The sequence below is a fragment of the Actinomadura sp. NPDC023710 genome, from assembly GCF_040639875.1.
GTDB lineage: Bacteria > Actinomycetota > Actinomycetes > Streptosporangiales > Streptosporangiaceae > Spirillospora > Spirillospora citrea.
Genome location: NZ_JBFAGB010000007.1, coordinates 95,524 through 118,164 on the forward strand (window position 1 = coordinate 95,524; position 22,641 = coordinate 118,164).

Genomic DNA, 22,641 nt, shown 5'->3' on the forward strand with positions numbered 1-22,641 from the left:
GACCCGTAGGAGAACGACCCTCCGCAGTTCCATATCGCTGAATAGTGAAGGGGGGAAGCGGCGTCTCCTTCACGCCGCGACTCTGGTGAGCGAGAAGCCCGAGACTCGCGACGCCGCGGCGGTACCCCGCCAGCCAGGCGCCGGCACCGCCCCCGCCGGCCGGGAGGCGGCAGCGCCGACCGGAGCGGCAGACCCCATCCGCGTGCTCATCGTCGACGACCACGCGCTGTTCCGCCGCGGCCTGGAGATGGTCCTCCAGGGCGAGGACGACATCGAGGTCATCGGCGAGGGCGGCGACGGGCAGCAGGCCGTGGAGATGGCCGGCGACCTGCTGCCGGACGTCGTCCTCATGGACATCCGGATGCCGCGCCGCAGCGGCATCGAGGCGTGCACCGCGATCAAGGACGCCGCGCCCAGCGCGAAGATCGTCATGCTGACCATCAGCGACGAGGAGGAGGACCTCTTCGAGGCGATCAAGGCCGGTGCCAGCGGCTACCTGCTCAAGGAGATCTCGATCGACGAGGTCCCGCAGGCCGTCCGCGCCGTGCACGGCGGCCAGTCGCTGATCAGCCCGTCGATGGCGTCCAAGCTCATCACCGAGTTCGCCTCGCTGTCCAAGCGCAGCGAGGAGCGCACGCAGCAGGTCCCCGCGCCCCGCCTCACCGAGCGCGAGATGGAAGTGCTGCGCCTCGTCGCACGCGGCCTCGGCAACCGGGAGATCGCGCGCGAGCTGTTCATCTCCGAGAACACGGTGAAGAACCACGTGCGCAACATCCTGGAGAAGCTCCAGCTCCACTCCCGGATGGAGGCCGTCGTCTACGCCGTCCGCGAAAAACTCCTAGAGATCACCTGACCCGAGACGACCACCCGCCCGTGCCTCCGCCCAAGGAGGCCGGGAAAGCCCTCTGCGGGGCACGCCGGCGCCTGCCGTGCGTCCCGCTACGGTCGTGCGGCGGGTAGAGGGACCCGGCCTGGCTTGTGAGACCGCCTGGGAGGCCGGGTAGCCCGGGGGGTGGGGCGACCGGCAATCCGGGTTTGTCGGTGTTGTGTCGTAGCATCGCCGGCGTGGTGGAACTCAGCGCGGACGAGGCACGGCGGCTCCAGCTGCGCGCCCAGGGCTTCCTGGGGGCGCGTCCACAGGGGGGCGTGCCGGCGATGCTGGAGCGGCTCGGCGCCGTCCAGCTCGACACGATCTCGGTTCTGGCCCGGTCCCACGAGCTGGTGCCCTACGCCCGCCTCGGCCCGGTCGGGCGCGACAAGATCGAGGCCGCCTACTGGGGCGGGCGCCAGGCCGTCAGGCCCGCGACACGCCGCTCCGCGAAGCCCGGACCGGCCGCCGACGGCCCGGCCGTCGACGGGGCGGGCGCCAACGGCTCGCCCACCGGCGGGACGTTCGAGTACTGGGCCCACGCCGCGTCCATCCTGCCCATGGCCGACTGGCCGCTGTTCGCGTTCCGGCGCCGCGCCTACCTGCGCCGCGGATGGCGCTGGCACAAGGTGCCCGAAGGCGTCTGCGACGAGATCCGCGCCCGGCTCGGCGCCGACGGACCCCTCACCACCAAGGAGCTCGGCGGCGCCAAGGCCAGCGCCGACTGGTGGGACTGGAGCGACCACAAGATCGGCATCGAGTGGCTGCTGGACATCGGCGAGGTCGTCTGCGTCGAGCGGGTCGGCTGGCGCCGCGTCTACGACCTCGCCGAACGCGCCGTCCCCGCCGATCTCCTCGCGCAAGACCTCGACGACGACGCCTGCCTGACCGCCCTCGTCGCCCGCGCCGGGCGGGCCCTCGGCGTGGCCACCCGCGGCGACCTCGCCGACTACTACCGGATCAAGCAGGACCAGGTCGACCGCGTGGTCGAGGCGGCAGGGCTCGTCCCCGTCGAGGTCGCCGGTTGGAACCGGCGCGCCTGGGCCGACCCCGGCGCGCTGGCCTCACCGCCCAAGGGCAGGCACGCCACCGCGCTGCTCTCGCCCTTCGACTCCCTCGTCTGGGACCGCGCCCGCGCCTCGCGCGTGTTCGGCTTCGACCACCGTCTGGAGGCGTACGTCCCGAAGGCCAAGCGCGTCCACGGGTACTTCGCGATGCCGCTCCTGGCCGGCGGGCGCATCATCGGACGCGTCGACCCCGCGCGGGAGGGGCGCACGCTCATCGCCCGCCAGGTGTCCATGGAACCGTGGGCGACCCGCACCGCCGCCCGTACGGAGACGTCGGCGACCGCCCTCGCCACCGCCCTGTGGCGCGCCGCGGCGTGGGTCGGCTGCGACGACGTCCGTATAGAGCGCACCACCTTGCCCGCCGTCCTCGTCAAAGCCGCCCTGACTTCCGCGTCTCCCTCCTGATCCCCGCAAGCCCATAGGGTGCTCCAGCCCTGCTCAGGGGGCAACACGGCGCGGGCGGGGGCGCCGGAAACCCAAGGAGCCGCCCGCCGGGGCCGGCGGGCTCCCGCAGCGGGCGAGGAGCGGCCGGGGGCCGAGGGGCGGCCGTCGGGGCTTCGGGCGGGGAGGTCAGCCGTGGGGGGACTGCTGGGTGTCGGTGGCCACGGGGGTGTCCAGGACCTCGCCGGCGTCGCCGCCGCGCCGCTTGTCGGACTGGGATCCGAACAGGGAGTAGTCGACGATCTCGGGGATGACGCGGGGCGCGTCCACGACGACGTCGGAGAACAGGTGGACGACCCAGCTGACCAGCATGCCGAGGACGACGATGCCGGCGCCGACCCAGAACATGACCCACAAGGGGCCCAGGCAGAGCCCGACGCCGCCTACCACGAAACCGGCGAAGATGACGGTGACGGCGATCCACGAACTCGGCCGGCCGGCGTGCGAACCGTGCGACTCTTCCGACATAGCACTCCCTCCTGAGGTGTGAGACATCTTCTCCGGGGCCCCGGCAGTCAAACGGGGCGCTCTGTGGATTGCGCTCCGGAGTGACCTAGACCATTCTGGGTCTCGCCTACGATGGGCATCGTACGTGTGGTGTGCGCGCCGCCTGGAGCGGTGACCCACGATCTGCAAGGAGCCTTCGAGAGTGCCGCCAGTCATCGACAAGATCCTTCGTGCGGGCGAGGGAAAAACTCTGCGCAAGCTCAAGAAGCTCGCGGATCAGGTCAACTCGATCGAGGAGGACTTCCTCGAGATGAGCGACGCCGAGTTGCGCGAGCTGACCGACAAGTACCGGGAGCGACTCGCCGACGGCGAGTCGCTGGACGAGCTGCTGCCCGAGGCGTTCGCGACCGCACGCGAAGCCGCCAAGCGCGTGCTCGGCCAGCGGCACTACGACGTCCAGGTGATGGGCGGCGCGGCGCTGCACCTCGGCAACATCGCCGAGATGAAGACGGGTGAGGGCAAGACCCTGACCTGCGTGCTCCCCGCCTACCTCAACGCCCTCGCGGGCGACGGCGTCCACGTGGTCACGGTGAACGACTACCTGGCCAAGCGCGACGCCGAGTGGATGGGCCGCATCCACCAGTTCCTCGGCCTCGAGGTCGGCGTCATCCTCCCGCAGATGACCCCGGACGAGCGCCGGGCGGCCTACAACGCCGACATCACCTACGGGACGAACAACGAGTTCGGCTTCGACTACCTGCGCGACAACATGGCGTGGAGCCTGGAGGAGTGCGTCCAGCGCGGCCACAACTACGCGATCGTGGACGAGGTCGACTCGATCCTCATCGACGAGGCCCGCACCCCGCTGATCATCTCCGGTCCGGCCGAGCAGAACTCCAAGTGGTACTCGGAGTTCGCCAAGATCGTCCCGCGGCTGAAGCGCGCCGAGCTGATCAGCACCGCCGGGCAGGTCGACGAGTACGGACCCGGCGACTACGAGGTGAACGAGAAGAAGCGCACGGTCGGCGTCACCGAGTCCGGCGTGGAGAAGGTCGAGGACTGGCTCGGCATCGACAACCTCTACGACTCGGTGAACACGCCGCTGGTGAGCTTCCTCAACAACGCCCTGAAGGCCAAGGAGCTCTACAAGCGCGACAAGGACTACGTCGTCATGAACGGCGAGGTCCTGATCGTGGACGAGTTCACCGGCCGCATCCTCCACGGCCGCCGCTACAACGAGGGCATGCACCAGGCCATCGAGGCCAAGGAGGGCGTGGCGATCAAGGACGAGAACCAGACGCTCGCCACGATCACCCTGCAGAACTTCTTCCGCCTCTACAACAAGCTCTCCGGCATGACCGGAACCGCCGACACCGAGGCGGCGGAGTTCAACAAGACCTACAAGATCGGCGTGGTGCCGATCCCGACGAACAAGCCGATGATCCGCCAGGACGTCGCGGACGTCGTCTACAAGACCGAGCAGGCCAAGTTCGAGGCCGTGGTGGACGACATCGCCGAGCGGCACGAGAAGGGGCAGCCGGTCCTGGTCGGCACGACCTCGGTCGAGAAGTCCGAGCGGCTGAGCAAGATGCTCAAGCGGCGCGGCATCCCGCACGCGGTGCTGAACGCCAAGCACCACGAGCAGGAGTCGACGATCGTCGCGGAGGCGGGCCGCAAGGGCGGCGTCACCGTCGCGACGAACATGGCGGGACGCGGCACCGACATCATGCTCGGCGGCAACCCCGACTTCCGCGCCGACCTGGCGCTGCACCAGCGCGGGCTGTCGCCGCTGGAGACGCCCGAGGAGTACGAGGCGGCCTGGCCCGAGGCGCTGGAGAAGGCCAAGGAGGACGTCAAGGGCGAGCACGAGGAGGTCGTCGACGTCGGCGGCCTGTACGTCCTGGCGACCGAGCGGCACGAGTCGCGGCGCATCGACAACCAGCTGCGCGGACGCTCCGGCCGGCAGGGCGACCCGGGCGAGTCCCGGTTCTATCTCTCGCTCGAGGACGACCTGATGCGGCTGTTCAACTCGGCCCGCGTCGAAGCGATCATGACCCGGCTGAACATCCCGGACGACGTGCCGATCGAGTCCAAGATCGTCAGCAACGCGATCAAGTCGGCTCAGAGCCAGGTCGAGCAGCAGAACTTCGAGATGCGCAAGAACGTCTTGAAGTACGACGAGGTGCTGAACCGGCAGCGCAAGGTCATCTACGCCGAGCGCCGCAAGGTGCTGGAGGGCGAGGACCTGCACGACCAGGTCCGCCGGATGATCGACGAGGTCGTCGCCGGCTACGTCGCGGGCGCCACCGGCGAGGGCTTCGCCGAAGAGTGGGACCTCGACAAGCTGTGGAAGGCGTTCAAGCAGCTCTACCCGATCTCGATCACGGTGGACGAGCTGGTCGAGGACGTCGGCGGCGACATCTCCGGCCTGGACGCCGAGACCCTCGCCGAGAAGATCCGCGAGGACGCCCTGGCGTCCTACGACAAGCGCGAGGAGGAGCTCGGCGCGGAGGTCATGCGCGAGCTGGAGCGCCGCGTCGTGCTGTCGGTGCTGGACCGCAAGTGGCGCGAGCACCTCTACGAGATGGACTACCTCCAGGAGGGCATCGGCCTGCGGGCCATGGCGCAGCGCGACCCGCTGGTGGAGTACCAGCGCGAGGGCTACGACATGTTCAACGCGATGCTCGACGGCATCAAGGAGGAGTCGGTCGGCTACCTCTACAACCTCGAGGTCGAGGTGGAGGAGCAGCCGGACGCCCCGGTCGTGGGCGCCGAACCGGTGTCGGTCGCCAAGTCCGCCCCCACGGTGGACATGGACAAGACCGACGACGAGGAGGTCGAGGAGCCCGAGGAGGCCGAGGAGGCCGTCGCGATCAAGGCGAAGGGCCTCGACGAGCCGAATCGTCCGAAGAAGCTGGAGTACTCGGCCCCGACCGTCGACGGCGAGGGCGGCGTCGAGCGCCACAGCGAGGAGACCACGGACGAGTACGCGGGCGTCAACCGCAACGACCCGTGCCCCTGCGGTTCCGGCAAGAAGTTCAAGCGCTGCCACGGCGACCCGCGCAGCAAGGCCAAGTAGGGCGCCCGTAAGCACGAGCAGGACGCGCGGAAGCGGCCTCCCGAAGCCTCGGGAGGCCGCTTCCGCATGTCAGGGGCCGTCTTCACCATGTCGGGGCCCGTCGGCGCATGTCAGGGCGCGGTCGTCTCCAGCGCCGTGCAGCGCCACCGCCCCCGCGCGTGCTCCAGCCGCAGGGCCAGCGCGTGGACGCGTCCCGCCACGACCACCAGGGCGACCGCCTCGGCGACGTCGGGCGCCGGCCGCTGCGATCGGGTCGACAGCACCTTCGGCGGGACGACCCGCCCGCCGCGCGCCCTCGGGCCGAGCTGGGCGGCGATCTCCCGGCACACCGCCGGGACCGCCACGAGCGCCAGCTGGTGCGCCGGCCGCGTCCCCGCCAGGACCTCCACGGCGAGCCGGACGGACGCCTCCGCGACGGCCTGGACCTCCGCGTCCTCCCCGTCCGCCGGACGGACGAGCCGCAGCCCCGGCCCTCCGGGCGCGGGCCCCGCCACGGGCCGCAACGCCAGCGTTCCGTGAACGGCGGGGGCCGGGCGGTACCGAACGAACCGAACTGCCCCGCTTCTGACCGGACGCACCATGAAACCTCCTGAATCGCTTTTTGAAACAGGAGTCACGAAGCTTGTGGAAAATACGTCCTGACCGCATACGGCCGCTCCCGTAACGGGAATGGGAAAGGCGGCGGGACGCGAAGTGCGTCCCGCCGCCTTCGGGAGCGAGTCCCGGGGTGCGGGGGCCCGGGACTCAGGGGAGGGCTCAGCCGGCCGGAGAGTCCTGCGGCTCGGCGGTGCCCTTGCGGTTCTTCTTCTTCGCGCCGCCGGCGAGCTCGGGGTCGGCGCCCGCGTCGACGGCCGTCGACTCCTCGTCCTCGGGTTCGCGGCCCGGGGTCGCGAAGTTGAACTTCGTGATCAGGAACTTGAAGATGAAGTAGTACAGGAAGAAGTACAGGACCCCCATCCCGAGGATGAGCCACAGCCCCTTGGTGTTGTCCTTCGAGGCGTTCAGCAGCAGGTCGATGCCGCCCGCGGAGAAGCCGAAGCCGAGCTGGGCGCCGGCCGCCTCCAGGACCGCCATCGAGATCCCGGTGAGGACGACGTGCACCCCGTACAGGACGGGCGCGACGAACATGAACGCGAACTCGATGGGCTCGGTGACGCCGGTGACGAACGCGGTGAGCGCGGCGGAGATCATGATGCCGCCGACCGCGGGACGGCGGTGCGGGGGAGCGGCGCGCCAGATGGCGAGGGCCGCGCCGGGCAGGCCGAACATCAGGACGGGGAAGAACCCGGCGAGGAAGCCGCCCGCGTGCGGGTCGCCGGCCAGGTACCGGTTGATCTCGCCGTGCACGGTGCCGTCCGGGCCGTTGTAGGAGCCGAACACGAACCAGATCAGCGAGTTCGGGATGTGGTGCAGGCCGAACGGCAGCAGCAGGCGGTTGATGACGCCGTAGATGCCGGCGCCGGCCGCGCCCGCGCCGGTGATCCAGTTGCCGAAGTCGGTCAGCCAGCTGCCGAACACCGGCCAGATGAAGCCGATCAGGACGCCGAGCACCAGGGCGGCGAGCGCCGTGATGATCGGAACGAACCGCCGGCCGCCGAAGAACGCCAGGTAGGTGGGCAGCTTCACCCGGTAGAAGCGCTGGTAGAGCAGTGCGGCGACGACGCCGATGAGGATGCCGCCGAGGACGTCGGTGGGGTTCTTGGCCCCGAAGTCGATGACCTCCTTGGGCGCCCCGTCCACCACCTTGGTGATCAGCACGTTGCCCTTGAGCTCGTCGCTGTGCGAGAACATGATCTTGGAGACCTGGTCGAACACCAGGTACCCGACCACGGCGGCGAGCGCGGTGGAGCCGTCGGACTTGCGGGCGAACCCGATCGCCACGCCGACCGCGAACAGCAGCGGCAGGTAGCTGAACAGGGCCTGGCCGGCGCCGCCGACGACCTCGGCGACGCGGTTCCAGCCGAGGCCGTCCTCTCCGAGCATGTCGGGCTGGCCGAACCGGAGCAGCAGCGCGGCGGCGGGCAGCACGGCGATCGGCAGCATCAGGCTGCGGCCGATCCGCTGCAGGACCGCGAGGGCGCTCGACCCTCGGCGCGGCGCGGAGTCCACTGTTGTCGCAGTCATCGCGAGGTTCCTCCTCAGGGGTTTCAGGAGTGCGGCGGGGGATTTCCGAGGGCCGTGTGGATCTGGTACCTGTCAGCCCTGTAGGTCGACACGCCCAGCTCGGCGCACACTCCTCCGGTGTAGGAGCGCCGTTGCAGGAGCAGCACGGCACTGCCCCGGGCGATCTGCAGGTGCCTGGCGTCGGCTGCGTCGGCCAGGCTGGCGTCGATGGTCTGGTCGCCCGCGTCGAAGACGAGCCCGTAGACCGCCTCCAGGACGCCGTAGAGGGAGCGGTCGGCGAGCCTGCGATCGAGCAGGTCAGGAGCGAGCGAGGCCAGGATATGCGCGCGTTCGAGTGCCATGGGCTCGCCGTCGGCGGTGCGCAGCCGCTCGATGACGTGGATCGGGGTACCCGGCTCGACGTCGAAGATGCGGGCGAGGCGCGCGTCGGCCGGGACCGTGCGCCGGTCCAGGTCGAGGGCGCCGGGCCGCAGGCCCCGGGCCAGCATGTCCTCGGTGAACGAGACGAGCCGCAGCGGCATCTCGATCTTGGGCCGGGCGACGAAGGTGCCCTTGCCGGGGACGCGGTAGAGCCGCCCCTCGGACACCAGCTGGTCGACGCCCTGCCGGACGGTCATGCGGGACAGCCGGTACCGGACGCACAGCTCGCGCTCCGAGGGGATCGGGGCGTCGACGGGCAGTTCCGCGCTCTCGATGAGGTCCAACAGGATGGCGCGGAGCTGGAAGTACTTCGGTACCGGACTGTGCGGGTCGATGGTCGTCACGGGGGTGTCCTCGATGGCCGGTGGCCGGATCGATGGGATTCGCCGGGTTTCGACGGATGGGTGGGCTGGTCGGTTGTTCGACGGTATTCGATTCGGCTGGTACTGGTCTAGGCCGGACTAGACCACAGCACCGAAAGGCATGTCAATGCACGAATCCGTAACGGCCCGATCACGTGCCGGCGAAGTCAAGATCGACGAAGTCGCAGGTCAGGCCAGGGCGTCGGACGGTGCCTCCGGTTCTGCACCCGAGCGTCCTGACCGTTTCCGGCTCCCGTTCCTCACGCCTCGGCGGCCGGAACTCCCGCGGCGGTCCGGAGCCGGACGAAGTTTCGCCCCGCATCTTCATCTCCCTCCGATTCGTGGAGTATGGTGCGTACTGGTCTAGTCCGGACTAGACCAGTTGGTATCCGGAGGAACCCATCCGCGATCATCGCGTCACAGAGAGCGCGCCCCCATGGCATCACTGCTGATCACGGCCGACCGCATGATCCTCACCCCGGCGGCCGGCCCCCACCGCGTCGTGTCCCCGGGACACGTCCGCGTGGTGGACGGCGTGATCACCGAGGCCGGAGAAGGGCGTCCGGAGGGCGTGCCCGACGTCGACCTGCCCGACGGCCTCCTCGCGCCAGGACTCGTCGACCTCCAGGTGAACGGATACTTCGGCCACGACATGGTGGACGCCGACGAGGCCGCCTGGCACACGGTCGTGTCCCGCCTGCCCGAGACCGGCGTGACCGCGTTCCTGCCCACCTTCATCACGGCCCCGGTGCGCACGCAGGCCGAGGCGCTCCGCCGCACCCGCGGCCTCCTGCCGGACCTGCCGCCAGGTGCCCGCGTCCTCGGCGTCCACCTCGAAGGCCCGTTCCTGTCGGAGAAGCGCAAGGGCGCGCACAACGCCGCGCACCTCACCGACCCCGCGCCCGGCGCCATCGCGACCCTGCTGGAAACGGGCCTGGTCAAGCTCGTCACCCTCGCGCCCGAACGGGACGGCGCCCTGGAGGCGATCCGCGCCCTCACCGCGGCCGGCGTGCTGGTCAGCGTCGGGCACAGCGACGCCACCGCCGCGCAGGTCGCCGCCGCGGCCGACGCCGGCGCCCGCAAGGTCACCCACATCTTCAACGCGCAGACCGGCGTCCACCACCGCGACCCGGGCGTGGCCGTGCAGGCTCTCATCGACGAGCGGCTGAGTCCCGGCCTCATCCTCGACCTGCACCACGTCGGGCCCGAGGTGGCGACGCTGGTACTGCGGGCCGCGGCGGGACGGGTCGTGCTCGTCACCGACGCGGCCTCGGCCGCCGGGATGCCGCCCGGCACCTACGACCTCGGCGGCGAGCCCATCACCATGCCCGAGCAGGGCCCGCCGCTGCGCGCCGACGGCACCATCGCCGGATCCGGCCTCCGGCTGGACGAGGCGGTCGGCAACGCCGTCGCGCTCGGCGTCGACCCGGCCGACGCGGTCGACGCCGCGACCCGGATCCCGGCCGACCTCGTCGGCCGGCCCGATCTCGGCCGGATCGCCCCCGGCGCGGCGGCCGACCTGGTCTGGCTGGGGCCGGACCACCGGGCGCTTGCGACGTGGGTCAACGGGCAGGAAGTCTTCGGAGGGGGATCATGACCAGTCAGATGCGCGCCGAGATCGGTGAACAGCCGGACGCGCTGCGCCGGACGATCGACGCGCTCCTCCCGCGCACACCCGACATCGGGGCGCTGGCGCGGGAGACCCGGCAGGTGCTGTTCATCGCGCGCGGGTCGTCCGACAACGCCGCGGTGTACGGGCGCTACCTGGTGGAGGCGCACGCGGGGCGGCTGGCCACGCTCGCCGCGCCGTCCATCGCGACCGCCTACCGGCGCCGGCTGGACCTGTCCGGCGTGCTGGCCGTGGCGATCAGCCAGTCCGGCAAGACCGAGGAGATCGTCGAGACCCTCGACTGGGCCCGCGACTGCGGCGCACGGACGGTCGCGGTCACCAACGGCGCCGGGTCGCCGCTCGCCGAGGCCGCCGAGGTCGCGCTGGTCACGCAGGCGGGCGCCGAGATCGCCGTGCCGGCCACCAAGACCTACACGACCCAGCTCGCCGCGCTGTCGGTGCTCGGCCTCGGCCTCGGCGCGCAGGTCGCCGCGGACGACCTGCGCCGCGTCCCCGACGAGGTCGCCCGGATGATCGCGCTGACCGAGGCCTCGCCCGCGCTGCCGGAGATCGTCGAGGAACTGGCGAAGGTCCCGGGTACGGTGGTCTCCGGACGCGGCATCGCGTTCGGGACCGCGCTGGAGCTGGCGCTGAAGATCAAGGAGGCGTGCTACCTGCACGCCATGGGCCTGTCCTACGCCGACCTGCTGCACGGCCCCATCGCCGTCGTGGACGCGCAGACCCCCGCGCTGCTCGTCGCCGCCGACTCCGGCCCGACGCTGCCCGGCACCGTCGCGCTGGCCCGCCGGGTGCGCAGCGCGGGGGCCCGCGCGTTCGGCGTGGGCGGCGGCGCGGAGCTGGCGGAGGCGTGCTCGGCCGCGTTGCCCGGTCCCGGCCTCCCCGAGTGGGTGGCGCCGCTGGGCCTCATCGTCCCCGGCCAGATCATGGTCGAGAACCTGGCCCGCCGGCTCGGGATCGACCCCGACGTCCCGCGCGGCCTCAACAAGGTCACGCAGACCGACTGAGCGACCCGGATCCCGAGAAGAGAGAACGAGCATGGACAAGGCCGAGGCCATCGTCGCCGCCCTGGGCGGGGCCGAGAACATCGTGGAGATCGAGCCGTGCGCGACCCGGCTGCGCACGGAGGTCTCCGACGCCGGAAAGGTCGACGAGGCGGCGCTGAAGAAGGCGGGCGCGTACGGCGTCATGCGCAGCGGCACCGTCGTGCAGGTCGTCGTGGGCCCGGAGGCCGACACCATCGCCAGCGACATCGAGGACATCCTCGACTGACAGGACCTTCCTCGACCGACCAAGGGAACCCCTCTGATGACCCGAGTACTGTCCCCGGTGGCCGGCCGGGTCGTCGGCCTCGCCGGCGTCCCCGACCCGGTGTTCGCCCAGGCCATGGTCGGCCCGGGCACGGCCGTCGACCCCGAGCGCGGTCCCGGCCACGCCATCGCGCCCGTCACCGGGAAGATCGTCAAGTTGCATCCGCACGCCTACGTCGTGGTGGACGCCGAGGGCCACGGGGTCCTGGTCCACCTCGGCATCGACACCGTCAAGCTGAAGGGGCAGGGGTTCGAGCTCCTGGCCGCCGAGGGCGACGAGGTCACCGCGGGGCAGCCGCTCGTCGGCTGGGACCCGGCGGTGATCGAGGCGGGCGGCCGCTCGCCGACCTGCGCGGTCGTCGCGCTGGACGCGGGCGCCGACGCCCTGTCGGATGTGCGCGAGTCGGGCGAGGTGGCGAAGGGGACCGAGCTTTTCACATGGAGCTGAGCGCATGGCGATGATCGGTCTCGGGGCGGCGGTCTTCGATCTCGACGGCACCCTCATCGACACAGAGCCGCGCAACCGCGTGATGTGGTCGCGGCTGTTCGACGCCCACCGCGTCCCCTACGACGAGACGCTGATCACCTCGTTCGCGGGGCGCCGCGGGATCGAGGCGCTGGCGGACCACGTGCACCTGTTCCCCGGCCGGACGGTCGAGGAGCTGTTCGAGCAGGCGGTGTCCTACGAGTCGCTGCCGGGGATGCCGGACGTGGCGCCCGTCCCGGGCGCGGTCGACCTCGTCCGGTCGCTGGCGGACGCGGGCGTGCCGCTGGCGGTGGTGACGTCGGGGCAGCGGCCCTATGCCGAGCGCCTGCTGGACATGCTGGGCATCCGCGGGCTGCTCGACCTGGTGGTGACCGCCGGGGACGTGGTCACCGGCAAGCCGCACCCGGAGGGGTATCTGGCCGCCGCGCGCGACCTGGACGTCCCGCCGCAGGAGGCGGTCGGGTTCGAGGACGCCCCGGCGGGCGTCGCGGCCGTCAAGGCCGCGGGGATGACGTGCGTGGGCGTCGTCACCACGCAGCCGGTGGGCGCGCTGGCCAAGGCCGACCATGTGGTGGCCGATTTCATGGAAGTGGACGTCGTGCCGGGCCCCGCACTGCGGGTACTCCGGACGGTAACGAGTTGATGGGGAGTATGCGGTGAGCGAGCGCAACGTCAAGATCGAGTCCAGGGTGGGGCTGCACGCGCGGCCGGCCGCGCTGTTCGTCCAGACCGCGGCCAAGGCCCCGATGGACGTGACGGTGTCCAAGCGCGGCGGCGCCCCGGTGAACGCCAAGAGCATCCTCGCCGTGCTCGGGCTGGACGCGCGGCACGGCGAGGAGATCGTGCTGTCCGCCGAGGGCGAGGGGGCCGACGAGCTGCTCGACAGCCTGGAGACGCTGCTGTCCACCCCGGAGCCCGAGGGGGCGTGAGGTGGGCGAGGTGATGCAGGGCGCGGGCGTCAGCCCCGGCGTCGGGGCCGGGCCGGTGCGCACCATCGCCGGGGCCGTCCCGGAGCCGCCCGCCGGGTCGCGGCACGGCGGCGACGCCGGCGCCGAGCGCGACTCGGCCCTGGCGGCGCTGGAGGCCGTCGCCGCCGACCTGGAGGAGCGCGGCGAGCGCGCCGCCGCGGCCGGCAACACCGACGGGCGCGACGTGCTGAACGCGCAGGCGCTGATGGCCCGCGACCCCGGCCTCGCCGACGGCGTCCGCGCCAGGGTCGGCGAGGGGACCTCGGCCGCCCGCGCCGTGTTCGAGGCGTTCGGCGTCTACCGGGAGATGCTGGCCGGGGCCGGCGAGTACATGGCCGCGCGGGTCACCGACCTCGACGACATCCGCGACCGCGCGATCGCGCGGCTGCTCGGCCTGCCGGTGCCGGGCGTCCCGGAGTCCGACGAGCCGTTCGTGCTCGTCGCCCGCGACCTCGCCCCGGCGGACACGGCCGTCCTCGACCCGGCGCAGGTCGTGGCGTTCGTGACGGAGGAGGGCGGCCCCACCAGCCACACCGCGATCCTGGCCCGGACGATGGGCGTCCCCGCCGTGGTCGCGCTCCCCGGCGCCACCTCGCTCGCCGAGGGGACCCGCGTCCTGGTCGACGGCGCGGCGGGGACGGTGGTCCCGGACCCGTCCGAGGCGGAGGTCACCGCCGCGCGGGCCGCTGCCGCCGCCCGCGCGTCGGCGCTGGAGGAGTCCACCGGGCCGGGCGCGACCAGGGACGGGCACCGCGTCCCGCTGCTGGCGAACGTCGGCGGCCCCAAGGACGTGGAGGCCGCGCTGGCGAACGGCGCCGAGGGCGTCGGCCTGTACCGGACGGAGTTCCTGTTCCTCGACCGCGCGGCGCCGCCGTCCGACGAGGAGCAGGAGGACGCGTACCGGAAGGTGCTGGAGGCGTTCCCGGAGGGCCGCGTGGTCGTCCGGACGCTCGACGCCGGCGCCGACAAGCCGCTGGCGTTCCTGCCCGCCCCCGGCGAGGAGCCGAACCCGGCGCTCGGCGAGCGGGGCCTGCGGATGATGCGCCGGCACCCGGACGTGCTGGCCTCCCAGCTCGCCGCGCTGACCCGCGCCGCCGCGGGGCTGAGCGTCAAGCTGCAGGTCATGGCGCCGATGGTGACCGACGCCGAGGAGGCCGCCTACTTCGCGGCCGCGTGCCGCGAGGCCGGCGTCGAGCATCCCGGCGTCATGATCGAGGTGCCGGCCGCCGCGCTGCGCGCCCGCGACCTGGCGCCCGAGGTGGAGTTCTTCAGCATCGGCACCAACGACCTCACCCAGTACGCGTGCGCGGCGGACCGGCAGGTCGGCGGCCTCGCGCATCTCCAGGACCCCTGGCAGCCCGCCGTCCTCGACCTGGTCGCCCCCGCGGCCGGCGCGGGCGTCCCGTGCGGGGTGTGCGGGGAGGCGGCCGGCGACCCGGCGCTGGCGTGCGTGCTGGTGGGCCTCGGCGTGACGTCGCTGTCGATGAGCGCGCCGTCCCTTCCGCTGGTGCGGGCCGCGCTCGTGCGGCACACGCTGGAGGAGTGCCGCGCGGCGGCCGCGGCGGCCCGCGCCGCCCGCACCGCCGGGCAGGCCAGGGAGGCGGCTCGCGCTCACCTGCCCGGGCTGGCGGACCTCGGGCTGTGACCCGCGGTCAGCCCGCGACCTGCCAGCGGTTCCCGTTCCCTCGCAGGACGAAGTTCGCGGCGAGCAGGCCGCCGGGACGGGCGGGCGCGCCCTTCCACCGCAGGTGCTCGAACCGGACGGTGTAGTCCCCGGCGCCCGGCCCCTCCTCGCAGGTCGGGACGGTCACGCCGCGCAGGGCCGCGAGGTCCTGCGGACGCAGCCTCGCGCGGGCCCGGCCGAGCCCCGAGGGGCAGCGGCCGGGTCCGCCGAACACGCGCCGCTCGTAGGCGGGCGCCAGGTACGCGCACGCCCTGGCGTTGCCCGCCGCCATCCCGCGCAGGTACTTGTAGAGCGCGAGCCGCGCCGGGAGCGTCTCCCGCGGCGCCGCGTCGGCGGAGGTCTCGGCGGGCCGGGAGTCGCCGGGCTCGGGGGTGAGCGGCGGCATCGTGACCTCGTTCGCGCCGCCGCAGGCCGCCAGCAGCGGGAGCAGCGTCAGGGCGGCGAGGGACGGGCGGACGCGCACGGGGACCTCCTGGGGGCACGAAGGCGGCCCGATCTTCCCAGCAGACCGGCCCTCGCGTCCATCGGCGGTCCCTACCGGTAGGCCATGCCGTGCCCGGCGGGCTTCCCGCCCGCCGGCACCGGCAGCCTGCCCATGGGCTTCACCGCTCCGCTCAGCACCCTGGCCAGCGCCTCCACCGAGACCCGGCTGGAGGAGTAGGTCGCGAGCGCGGCCTTCGCGCCGCCGGCCGAGTCGAGGTCGTAGGGGCGGCCGAGCGCGGCGACGACCACCGGCTTCGAGCCGAGCGCCCGGATCCGGGACGCGGTCGCCGCCCCCGCGTTCACCGTGGTCAGGACCATGACGTCGGCCGAGCCGGGCGCCGTGACCGCGACGCCCTGGCGGCGCAGGGCCGCCTGGAGCCGGCCGCTGTCCGGACCGGACACGGCGACCTTCCTGCCCTTGAGCGGCAGCAGGCCGCCGTCGTTGCGGACGAGGGTGACCGAATGCTCGGCGACGCCCCGGGCGACGGCCTTGTTCGCGGGCGTGCCGACCGCCGCCGCGGCCTTGGCGGGATCGGCGGAGGTCCCCTGGAACAGGCCCCGGCGCTGCTTGAGCTTGAGGATCCGCGTCACCGACTCGTCCAGCCGCCGCTGTGTGATCTTCCCGGTCCGGACGGCCTTCACCACGGCGTCGTAGGCGCGCGGCAGATCCGGTGGCATCAGCAGCTGGTCGGCGCCCGCGTTGATCGCCCGGACCGGGACGCCGGCGTCGCCGTACTTCTCGCGGACGCCGGCCATCTCCAGCGAGTCGGTGGTGACGACGCCCTGATAGCCCAGCTTGCCGCGCAGCAGCCCGGTCAGGACCGTCTTGGACAGCGTGGACGGATCGCCCGACCTGTCGAGCTTCGGGACGACGATGTGCGCGGTCATGATGAGGTCGACGCCCCCCGCGATCGCCGCCTCGAACGGGGGCGCGTCCAGCCGCTCCCACGTCCGCGGCGAGTGCTGGATCACCGGCAGGCCGGTGTGGCTGTCGGTCGCGGTGTCGCCGTGGCCGGGGAAGTGCTTGGCCGCCGCGGCGACCCCGGCCTCCTGGAAGCCGCCGATCGCGCCCCGCACCAGCGTGGACGCCAGGGCCGGGTCGGACCCGAAGGAACGCAGCCCGATCACCGGGTTGCGCGGGTTCACGTTCACGTCGGCGTCGGGCGCGTAGTCGAGGTTGATGCCGACCGCGCGCAGTTCGGCGCCGGTGACCCGGGCGGCGGCGCGGGCGTCGGCCTGGCTGCGGGTCGCGCCGAGCGCCATGTTGCCGGGGAACGTGGTGACGAACGGCGTCCGCGACACGATGCCCTGCTCCTCGTCCACGCCGAGCAGCAGCGGGATCTTCGAGGCCTTCTGCAGCGCGTTCGACTGCGCGGCCGTCCGCGCCGGGGTGCCGATGTTGCCGGGGAAGTAGATCAGCCCGCCCACGCGGTACTTCCTGATCTTCGTGAGCGCGTCGGCGCGGCTGGAGAACGTCGGGACGAACAGCTGCCCCACCTTCTCGGCCACGCTCATCTTCGCGACCCGGCCGGGAATCCAGGCGTCCGGCGCGGGCGTGCGCGGCGCACCGGGCGCGGCGGACCCGGCGGACGGCGTCCGCCCGCCCTTGCCGCTCTCGCCGCCGCCGCAGCCCGCGGCCCCCGCGACCAGCGCGGACACCGCCGCCGCGAGCGCGAGTGAACGTGAAGCACGCACCTGACCAGGCCCCCCGACGTGGTCTCGGTTACTCGGTCGCATCGGACGCCCGCGACCGTAGCCGCTCCCCGCGCCGCTGTCGACTCCGGCGGCCCGAACGACCGGGACGACCCGGACGGCCTGGACGACCCGGACGAGCGGGGCGGCTCAGGCGGCTCTGCGGTCCCGGGGGTCACACGGTGATCACGATGGACCCCGGACCGCGAACGGTGGCGGATCATGTGGGGTCCATCGCGATGGACCGGCGGCCGGGCCGGATCGGCCGGGCCGGGGCCGGGCGGGCCCTTCGCCGTACGGCGGGCGGTGCTCAGCCCGGCAAGGGGTGGCCGAGACGGCGCAGCGCCATCCCGGCCGCGCCGACGGCCCCGTCGCCGGCGCTGCGCGGCGCTTCGGCGAAGCGGGCGCGCAGCCCGGAGCGGACGGCCTCGGCGACGGGGCCTTCACGGAGCACCGAGCCGTGCATGACGACCGGTGCGCAGGGGTCGGACAAGGCCGGGCGCACCGCGTCGACGTCGGCCAGCAGCCACTGCGCGGCCTCGTCGGTGATGCGCCTGGCCACGGGATCACCGGCGGCCGCGGCGGCGGCGACCACCGGGCCGAGGCGGCCCAGGGCCGCGGGCGGGCGGCCGTACACCTCCTTGATGATCGCCTGGGCGAGGCGGGGATTGGGCGGGGTGCCGGGAGACTCGGGATGGCCCGGCGGCCCGTTGCCGGGCGCGGGGCAGCGGGCGGACGGCGGGTAGGCGGATCCGTGCGCGAGGACGGCGGTTCCGGTGGCGCGCCCGCCGGGGGAGCCCCCGCCGGCGGACAGCGCGGCGGGCTGCGGTAGCGCAGGAGAGCCCGGTGACGGCGAAGGGGCGCCGGCCATGGCCAGCGCCCTTGGATGGCGGGGTCTTCGCCGTTCCGAGTCGATCTGCGCGACCACCGTGGGGCCGAGCAGCGCCCGGGGGACCGAATCGGTGAGCAGCGTCGGGGAGCCGCGGCCGTCGTAGGCGGCGAGCGCGGCCCGGACGGCCTCCTTCCCGAGCCATACCGCCGAACCCTCGTCCCCGACGAGCCAGCCGTAGCCGTCCGCGCGCTGCACGATCGCGCCGTCGTTGATGACCGCCGCGCCGGCGCCCGTGCCGGAGAACACCACGATGCCCTTGGGCTCGCTGGTCCCCGCGGCGAACGCCACCGCGATGTCGGTCACCACCGCGGGCGAGCCGCGCAGCCCGACGGCCTGCCAGGCCTGCCGGGCCGCCGCGACCGCGGCGGGCCGGCCGGCCGAGCCGGCGCCGGCGATGCCGAACACGCCGGTGAGGATGTGGGTACGGTCGAGGTCCCCGAGTGCCTCCCGCAGGGCGGTGGTCAGCGCCCCAGCGGTGTCGCCTCCTGAGTTGGGGTTGGCCCCTGGGCCGGTGCCGGAACCGGCCAGGGCTCCCCCGAGCGTCAGCACGACGCAGCGGGTCTTCGTGCCACCCGCGTCGATACCGACCACGTAAGGACCGGCCAAATGGGTCAACACATGGCGACCGTAGCCTTTCCTAACGTTGACGTGACATCCAGCGCGTAAGAAAATTTCCTCCATGAGGAAACCCATCGGCCCCGACCGGGGCCCCGAGCGGGGGAACACGGGGGAGCCCGCTGCGCCAAGGGACGACGCGGCGGGCAGGGACAGGGACGCCACGCCGCTGAGCACGGTGGTGCGGGTCCGTTCGCTGCTGCCCTCGCTGCCCCCCGCCGAGCGAAGAGTCGCTCAACGCGTCATCGACGACCCCGAAGGGGTCGCCAACTCGACCATCACCGAACTCGCCCAGAACTGCGGCACCTCCGAGACCACGGTCATCAGGTTCTGCCGGGCGATCGGGTTCCATGGTTATCCAGAGCTGCGGCTGACCCTCGCCACCGAGGCGGGCCGGGCCCAGAGCGCCAGCGGCGGCCGGGTCATCGGCAGCGACATCAGTCCCGACGACTCGCTTGAGCAGATCGTGGAGAAGGTCACCTTCGCCGACGCGCGCGCCGTCGAGGAGACCGCGTCCCAGCTCGACATCAAGATGCTGGAGCAGGTCGTGGACGCGGTCGTGGCCGCCGATCGGGTCGACGTCTACGGCGTCGGCGCGAGCGCGTTCGTCGCGGCCGACTTCCAGCAGAAGCTGCACCGCATCGGCCGGGTCTGCTCCGCCTGGGCGGACGCCCACATCATGTTGACCAGCGCCGCGGTCCTGAGCCCCGGCGACGTGGCGATCGGCATCTCGCACACCGGGGCGACCGTGGAGACCATCGACGCGCTGGAGGTCGCCAAGACCAGGGGCGCCAGGACCGTCGGGCTCACCAACTTCCCGAAGTCCCCCATAGCGGAGGTCGCGGACCTGATCCTGACGACCGCCGCCCGGGAGACGACGTTCCGCTCGGGCGCCACCGCCAGCCGGCTGGCGCAGCTCACAGTGGTGGACTGCCTCTTCGTCGGAGTTGCGCAGCGCACCTACGGGTCTACCCGCAAGGCCCTCGAAGCCACGTACGAGGCGGTCCGCGGACGGACCGTGCGACCCGACCGGAGGCGTCGGTGATCGATTGCGAGCTCCCCACGGAGGGGCGGAACCCCCGGACCCTCGACGTCGACACGCTGCCGACCATGGAGGTGCTACGCCTGATCAACTCTGAGGACGCGACCGTGCCGACGGTCGTCGGCTCCGTACTGCCCGAGGTCGCCCGGCTGGTCGACCTCGCGGTGGAGTCCCTGCGCGCGGGCGGCCGCGTGCACTACTTCGGCGCCGGCACGTCCGGCCGGCTCGCGGTGCTCGACGCGGCCGAGCTTCCCCCCACGTTCGGCATCTGGGGCCGGGTCGTGGCCCACAACGCCGGCGGGCCCGGCGCGCTGTCGCAGGCCATCTCCGGCGTGGAGGACGACGTCGAGCTCGGCCGCCGGGACGCCCTCGACGTCCGGCCGGGCGACGTCGCGGTCGGCATCGCGGCGAGCGGCCGCACCCCGTACGTGGTGGGGGCGCTGCGCGCCGCCGCCGCGGTCGGGGCGCGCACGGCCCTGATCAGCTGCAACCCGCACACGCCGTACGGGGACGAGGTGGAGGTGCACATCGGGCTCGCCACCGGGCCCGAGGTGATCAGCGGTTCCACCCGGATGAAGGCGGGCACCGCGACCAAGCTGGTGCTCAACTCCTTCTCCACCACCCTGATGATCAGGATGGGGCGCACCTACTCCAACCTGATGGTCAGCGTGAACGCGCTGAACTCCAAGCTGCGCGCCCGGCTGGTGCGCATCCTCACCGAGGCGACCGGGATGGATGCCCGCACCTGCGAGAACGCGCTGTCCGAGGCGGGTGGCAACACCCGCGTCGCCCTGGTCTCGCTCCTCGGCGAGGTCCCCGCGGCACGCGCGACGATGGTGCTGGAGGAAACGGACGGCGGCGTCCGCGAGGCGCTGCAACGCCTCAGATCCGCCTAGCACTGCAAGGGAACCGTTGCCCCTCACCTCAGCCCGCGATCCCGACAACACCAGCCACCACAGCAACCCGCAACAACCTGAGTGGCCGCGATCGCGTCCGGAGGCAGATTCGAGCGAAGCAAGAATCTGATCGCGCAGCGAGCCGCCAGGCGAGCCGGAGCGATGCCGGCGATCGCCCGCGTTTATCGACGATGGAGGGCCGCTAGGCCCGAAGGAGGAGAGAAATGCAATAAATCAGTTCTCGTGGCGGCGGAGTTCCTGGCGGGCCACGGTGCGGACGTGGACCTCGTCGGGGCCGTCGAAGATGCGCATCGCGCGGACCCACGAGTACATCGCCGCGAGCGGGGTGTCGTCGGAGACGCCGGCGGCGCCGTGCACCTGGATCGCGCGGTCGAGCACCTCGTGGGCGATGCGCGGCACGACCACCTTGATCGCGGCGATCTCCGTCCGCGCGCCCTTCGCGCCGTGCCGGTCGATCAGCCAGGCGGTCTTGAGGGTCAGCAGCCGTGCCTGCTCGATCGCCATCCGCGACTCGGCGATCTGCTCCCGGACGACCCCCTGCCGGGCCAGCGGCCCGCCGAAGGCCTCGCGGGACAGGGCGCGCCGGCACATCAGCTCCAGCGCCCGCTCCGCCATGCCGAGCGCCCGCATGCAGTGGTGGATGCGGCCGGGCCCGAGCCGCGCCTGCGCGATCATGAACCCGTCGCCCTCGGCCGCGACCAGGTTCGACGCCGGCACCCGGACGTCCTCGAAGAGGATCTCCGAGTGGCCGTGCTGGTCCTGGTAGCCGAACACGGGCAGGTGCCGGACGACCGTCACGCCCGGGGTGTCGCGCGGCACGAGCACCTGCGACTGCTGCCGGTGCGGCGGCGCGCCGGGATCGGTCTTGCCCATCACGATGAAGATCTTGCAGCGCTCGTCGGCGGCGCCGGTGATGAACCACTTGCGGCCGTTGACCACGTACTCGTCGCCGTCCCGGACGATCGAGGTGGTGATGTTGGTGGCGTCGGAGGAGGCGACCTCGGGCTCGGTCATCGCGAACGCGCTGCGGATCTCGCCGTCCAGCAGGGGCCTGAGCCAGCGCTCCTTCTGCTCGTCCGTGCCGAACATGTGCAGGACTTCCATGTTCCCCGTGTCGGGCGCCGCGCAGTTGACCGCCTCCGGGGCGAGGTCGGGCGACCTTCCGGTCAGCTCGGCGAGCGTCGCGTACTCCAGGTTGGACAGCCCGGACACGTCCGGCAGGAACAGGTTCCACAGCCCCCGCTCGCGCGCCTCGGCCTTCAGTTCCCCGACGACCGGCGGCAGCGCGTGCGGGTCGTTCTCCGCCCGCCAGGCGGCGTAGACGGGCTCGGCCGGGTAGACGCGCGCCTCCATGAACTCCTGGAGCCGGTCCCGGTGGTCGCGTGCCTTCGGGCTGAGTTCGAAGTCCATGGCCGCATTCTGGCAGAACGGGATTCGGTCGAATCGCCGGGGATCGCCTACCATCGCCCCGTGAGCGTCAAAGCTGTGATCACCGACTGGGGCGGCGTCCTCACCTCCCCCCTCGCCGAGGCCATCGAGGTCTGGCTCACCGCCGACCGCATCGACGTCGAGCGCTACAAGACCGTCATGCGCGCCTGGGTGAAGCAGGCCTACGACGGGGCCGGGACGAACCCCATCCACGGCCTGGAGGACGGCACCCTGCCCACCTCCGAGTTCGAGCGGCTCCTCGCGGCCGAGCTGCTCACCGTCGACGGCGCCCCCGTGGAGGCCGCCGGGCTCATCGCCCGGATGTTCGGCGCGTTCGCGCCGGTCGAGCCGATGTACGAGGCGCTGCGCGCGGTCCGCGCCGGGGGCGCCCGCACCGCCCTGCTGTCGAACTCCTGGGGCAACGAGTACCCCCACGACCTGTTCGCCGAGCTCTTCGACGCGATCGTCATCTCCTGCGAGGTCGGGATGCGCAAGCCCGACGAGCGGATCTTCCGGCACGCCCTGGACCTGCTCGGCCTGGCCGCCGCCGAGTGCGTCTTCATCGACGACATCGAGCACAACGTCCGCGCCGCGCAGGCCCTCGGAATCCGCGGCATCCTGCACACCGCCCCCGACGCCACGATCGCCGAACTGCGCGGGATGGACCTGCTGCCCTGACCGTCTGGCA

General features: G+C 72.6%; 20 protein-coding genes and 1 pseudogene. 13 read left to right on the forward strand and 8 right to left on the reverse strand.

Annotation, left to right across the window (positions count from 1 at the left end; all coding sequences use genetic code 11):
* Window positions 1–196 precede the first annotated feature (196 nt).
* Window positions 197–853: a response regulator transcription factor gene (locus tag AB0H37_RS10455; RefSeq protein WP_229810015.1), complete on the forward strand. Its 657-nt coding sequence runs from the start codon at window positions 197–199 to the stop codon at window positions 851–853.
* Window positions 854–1,065: 212 nt separating this feature from the next.
* Window positions 1,066–2,340, forward strand: coding sequence for a crosslink repair DNA glycosylase YcaQ family protein (locus tag AB0H37_RS10460; protein WP_329085802.1), 1,275 nt, complete (start codon window positions 1,066–1,068; stop codon window positions 2,338–2,340).
* A gap of 165 nt (window positions 2,341–2,505) precedes the next feature.
* Here the strand turns inward: AB0H37_RS10460 and AB0H37_RS10465 are convergent, their stop codons facing one another.
* Window positions 2,506–2,844 (reverse strand): HGxxPAAW family protein, encoded by a 339-nt coding sequence (locus AB0H37_RS10465; protein ID WP_329085804.1) that lies wholly within the window; start codon window positions 2,842–2,844, stop codon window positions 2,506–2,508.
* A gap of 181 nt (window positions 2,845–3,025) precedes the next feature.
* Here AB0H37_RS10465 and secA point away from each other — a divergent pair, with 181 nt between their 5' ends.
* The gene (gene secA, locus AB0H37_RS10470; RefSeq protein WP_360612207.1) at window positions 3,026–5,902 is read left to right on the forward strand and encodes a preprotein translocase subunit SecA; all 2,877 of its coding nucleotides are present in this window, start codon (window positions 3,026–3,028) and stop codon (window positions 5,900–5,902) included.
* A gap of 110 nt (window positions 5,903–6,012) precedes the next feature.
* On the opposite strand, the gene AB0H37_RS10475 is transcribed toward secA, so the two are convergent.
* The 3 genes from AB0H37_RS10475 to AB0H37_RS10485 form a co-directional block, all read right to left on the reverse strand.
* Window positions 6,013–6,396, reverse strand: a complete 384-nt coding sequence (locus AB0H37_RS10475; RefSeq protein WP_329098554.1) for an Rv3235 family protein — start codon at window positions 6,394–6,396, stop codon at window positions 6,013–6,015.
* Between the two features lie 262 nt (window positions 6,397–6,658).
* A complete protein-coding gene (locus AB0H37_RS10480) occupies window positions 6,659–8,026 on the reverse strand; it encodes a PTS transporter subunit EIIC (protein ID WP_329085806.1) in 1,368 nt (455 codons plus the stop codon).
* 23 nt (window positions 8,027–8,049) lie between these two features.
* A complete protein-coding gene (locus AB0H37_RS10485) occupies window positions 8,050–8,790 on the reverse strand; it encodes a GntR family transcriptional regulator (RefSeq protein WP_360612208.1) in 741 nt (246 codons plus the stop codon).
* Between the two features lie 454 nt (window positions 8,791–9,244).
* Between AB0H37_RS10485 and nagA the strand changes: the two genes are divergently transcribed.
* The 7 genes and pseudogenes from nagA to ptsP all read left to right on the forward strand — a co-directional run bounded on the left by nagA (window position 9,245) and on the right by ptsP (window position 14,845).
* Window positions 9,245–10,405 carry an N-acetylglucosamine-6-phosphate deacetylase gene (gene nagA / locus AB0H37_RS10490; protein ID WP_360612209.1) on the forward strand — a complete coding sequence of 387 codons (1,161 nt, stop codon included), beginning with the start codon at window positions 9,245–9,247 and terminating at the stop codon, window positions 10,403–10,405.
* Window positions 10,402–11,442 (forward strand): SIS domain-containing protein, encoded by a 1,041-nt coding sequence (locus AB0H37_RS10495; protein ID WP_360612210.1) that lies wholly within the window; start codon window positions 10,402–10,404, stop codon window positions 11,440–11,442. The genes nagA and AB0H37_RS10495 overlap by 4 nt, the downstream gene beginning before the upstream one ends.
* A gap of 28 nt (window positions 11,443–11,470) precedes the next feature.
* Window positions 11,471–11,707, forward strand: a pseudogene (locus AB0H37_RS10500) (PTS glucose/sucrose transporter subunit IIB); the annotation flags it as partial.
* A gap of 36 nt (window positions 11,708–11,743) precedes the next feature.
* On the forward strand, window positions 11,744–12,193 hold the full coding sequence (locus tag AB0H37_RS10505; protein ID WP_360612211.1) for a PTS glucose transporter subunit IIA: 450 nt from the start codon (window positions 11,744–11,746) through the stop codon (window positions 12,191–12,193).
* Between the two features lie 4 nt (window positions 12,194–12,197).
* Window positions 12,198–12,875 carry an HAD family phosphatase gene (locus tag AB0H37_RS10510; RefSeq protein WP_329085814.1) on the forward strand — a complete coding sequence of 226 codons (678 nt, stop codon included), beginning with the start codon at window positions 12,198–12,200 and terminating at the stop codon, window positions 12,873–12,875.
* Window positions 12,876–12,888: 13 nt separating this feature from the next.
* Entirely contained in the window at window positions 12,889–13,161 is a 273-nt protein-coding gene (locus tag AB0H37_RS10515) for an HPr family phosphocarrier protein (protein ID WP_329085816.1), read from the forward strand.
* A 13-nt stretch (window positions 13,162–13,174) separates the two neighbouring features.
* A complete protein-coding gene (ptsP, locus tag AB0H37_RS10520) occupies window positions 13,175–14,845 on the forward strand; it encodes a phosphoenolpyruvate--protein phosphotransferase (protein ID WP_360612289.1) in 1,671 nt (556 codons plus the stop codon).
* 7 nt (window positions 14,846–14,852) lie between these two features.
* Here ptsP and AB0H37_RS10525 read toward each other — a convergent pair whose 3' ends face one another.
* The 3 genes from AB0H37_RS10525 to AB0H37_RS10535 all read right to left on the reverse strand — a co-directional run bounded on the left by AB0H37_RS10525 (window position 14,853) and on the right by AB0H37_RS10535 (window position 18,569).
* On the reverse strand, window positions 14,853–15,347 hold the full coding sequence (locus AB0H37_RS10525) for a hypothetical protein (protein WP_360612212.1): 495 nt from the start codon (window positions 15,345–15,347) through the stop codon (window positions 14,853–14,855).
* A 71-nt stretch (window positions 15,348–15,418) separates the two neighbouring features.
* The gene (locus AB0H37_RS10530) at window positions 15,419–17,062 is read right to left on the reverse strand and encodes a glycoside hydrolase family 3 N-terminal domain-containing protein (protein ID WP_360612213.1); all 1,644 of its coding nucleotides are present in this window, start codon (window positions 17,060–17,062) and stop codon (window positions 15,419–15,421) included.
* 307 nt (window positions 17,063–17,369) lie between these two features.
* Window positions 17,370–18,569 (reverse strand): BadF/BadG/BcrA/BcrD ATPase family protein, encoded by a 1,200-nt coding sequence (locus AB0H37_RS10535; RefSeq protein WP_329085821.1) that lies wholly within the window; start codon window positions 18,567–18,569, stop codon window positions 17,370–17,372.
* Window positions 18,570–18,630: 61 nt separating this feature from the next.
* Between AB0H37_RS10535 and AB0H37_RS10540 the strand changes: the two genes are divergently transcribed.
* Window positions 18,631–19,611 carry a MurR/RpiR family transcriptional regulator gene (locus AB0H37_RS10540; RefSeq protein ID WP_329085823.1) on the forward strand — a complete coding sequence of 327 codons (981 nt, stop codon included), beginning with the start codon at window positions 18,631–18,633 and terminating at the stop codon, window positions 19,609–19,611.
* Entirely contained in the window at window positions 19,608–20,504 is an 897-nt protein-coding gene (locus tag AB0H37_RS10545) for an N-acetylmuramic acid 6-phosphate etherase (RefSeq protein WP_179837438.1), read from the forward strand. The genes AB0H37_RS10540 and AB0H37_RS10545 overlap by 4 nt, the downstream gene beginning before the upstream one ends.
* A gap of 234 nt (window positions 20,505–20,738) precedes the next feature.
* Here the strand turns inward: AB0H37_RS10545 and AB0H37_RS10550 are convergent, their stop codons facing one another.
* A complete protein-coding gene (locus tag AB0H37_RS10550) occupies window positions 20,739–21,935 on the reverse strand; it encodes an acyl-CoA dehydrogenase family protein (RefSeq protein WP_179837437.1) in 1,197 nt (398 codons plus the stop codon).
* Window positions 21,936–21,995: 60 nt separating this feature from the next.
* Between AB0H37_RS10550 and AB0H37_RS10555 the strand changes: the two genes are divergently transcribed.
* A complete protein-coding gene (locus AB0H37_RS10555) occupies window positions 21,996–22,631 on the forward strand; it encodes an HAD family phosphatase (protein WP_329085827.1) in 636 nt (211 codons plus the stop codon).
* Window positions 22,632–22,641: the final 10 nt, after the last annotated feature.

Coding starts and splice junctions, on each gene's coding strand:
- AB0H37_RS10465 (WP_329085804.1), bottom strand. CDS start 2,844: ATGTCGGAAGAGTCGCACGGTTCGCACGCCGGCCGGCCGAGTTCGTGG.
- AB0H37_RS10480 (WP_329085806.1), bottom strand. CDS start 8,026: ATGACTGCGACAACAGTGGACTCCGCGCCGCGCCGAGGGTCGAGCGCC.
- nagA (WP_360612209.1), top strand. CDS start 9,245: ATGGCATCACTGCTGATCACGGCCGACCGCATGATCCTCACCCCGGCG.
- AB0H37_RS10495 (WP_360612210.1), top strand. CDS start 10,402: ATGACCAGTCAGATGCGCGCCGAGATCGGTGAACAGCCGGACGCGCTG.
- AB0H37_RS10505 (WP_360612211.1), top strand. CDS start 11,744: ATGACCCGAGTACTGTCCCCGGTGGCCGGCCGGGTCGTCGGCCTCGCC.
- AB0H37_RS10510 (WP_329085814.1), top strand. CDS start 12,198: ATGGCGATGATCGGTCTCGGGGCGGCGGTCTTCGATCTCGACGGCACC.
- ptsP (WP_360612289.1), top strand. CDS start 13,175: ATGCAGGGCGCGGGCGTCAGCCCCGGCGTCGGGGCCGGGCCGGTGCGC.
- AB0H37_RS10540 (WP_329085823.1), top strand. CDS start 18,631: ATGAGGAAACCCATCGGCCCCGACCGGGGCCCCGAGCGGGGGAACACG.
- AB0H37_RS10550 (WP_179837437.1), bottom strand. CDS start 21,935: ATGGACTTCGAACTCAGCCCGAAGGCACGCGACCACCGGGACCGGCTC.